This is a genomic window from Brachyspira pilosicoli (genome assembly GCF_019402445.1).
Lineage (GTDB): Bacteria > Spirochaetota > Brachyspiria > Brachyspirales > Brachyspiraceae > Brachyspira > Brachyspira pilosicoli_B.
The window spans coordinates 1-1149 of the sequence record NZ_SRZM01000236.1 but is presented as its reverse complement, the minus strand read 5'-3'; the positions used below and the strand labels follow the sequence as shown (position 1 = coordinate 1149).

Here is a 1149-nt window from a genome sequence, read left to right as displayed (position 1 = left end):
AAAAATTACTCAGGAATTAAAGTTATGATAAATGTTAGTTTTGAAGAATTAAAAGAGGCTGTAATAAAAAAATTAATATTAGCAGATGTTAGTAATAGTGATGCGGAGATTGTTTCTGATGTTTTGTGTTATGCTGATGCTAGAGGAATTCATTCTCATGGTGTTATAAGACTTGAGCATTATATAAATAGAATAAAAGCTGGTGGAATAAATTTAAAATCAAGTTTTAATATAGAAGTAAAAAGGCCTTCATTTGCATTAATGGATGCAGATGGAGGTTTTGGTCATATTGCTATGAAAAAAGCTACAGAATGGGCAATAGATACAGCAGATAAACAAGGAATTGCTGTAATAGGTATAAAGAATAATAGTCATTGCGGTTCTTTGGGATATTATAATAAAATGGCAATAGATAATAAAAAAGTATCTCTAATAATGGTTAATACAGACCCTTGCGTAATACCTTATGGTGGAAAAAGTTGTTTCTTTGGAACTAATCCTATAAGTTATGGTTTCCCTGCTAAAAAAGATTTTTTACTTGGAGATATGGCTACTAGTGAGGTTTCTCTTGGAAGAATATTTACAGCTCGTGATAACAATGAAACTATACCAAATAACTGGGGCGTTGATGAGAACGGTAATCCTACAGATGACCCTAAAAAAATAAAATATGTTGTGCCTTTTGGTGGTCCTAAAGGGTATGTTATTATGACTATGATAGAGGCTTTTACAGGGCTTTTGATTGGAAATGTTTATTGTAATAATTTGGTTAAGATGTATGGAGATATGGATAAAAAAAGAGATTTATCTACATTTATGCTTGTAGTTGATCCTTTTCTTTATAATGAAGATTATTTAGACACTGTTCAATCATTTATAGACGATATAAGAAAAGAGCCTCCATTAGATAAAAGTAAGCCTATAACAATACCTGGAGAGAGAAAAGAAGCTTGTTATAGAGATTACTTAAAAAACGGCATACCTTTATCTGAGAAAGTTTATAAATATGTTTTTGGAGATTGATTAAATATAACAAAATTTTTAGCGTATATTTAAAATAAATGCATTTTATAAATTTTTATTTTTCATAAATATATTAAATTGCATTTTTATTATAAATTTATAATTTAATTGTATATTAAAAGGTAT

Annotated in this window: 1 protein-coding gene; it reads left to right on the top strand. The window is 28.2% G+C overall.

All coding sequences use genetic code 11. From position 1 onward, the window contains the following. The first annotated feature begins 24 nt into the window (after positions 1 to 24). On the top strand, positions 25 to 1023 hold the full coding sequence (locus tag E6A48_RS08070; protein WP_219709565.1) for an Ldh family oxidoreductase: 999 nt from the start codon (positions 25 to 27) through the stop codon (positions 1021 to 1023). Positions 1024 to 1149 lie beyond the last annotated feature (126 nt).

Bases quoted from the DNA above. Each gene is read 5' to 3' on its own strand.
- E6A48_RS08070 (WP_219709565.1), top strand. From the start codon at position 25: ATGATAAATGTTAGTTTTGAAGAATTAAAAGAGGCTGTAATAAAAAAA.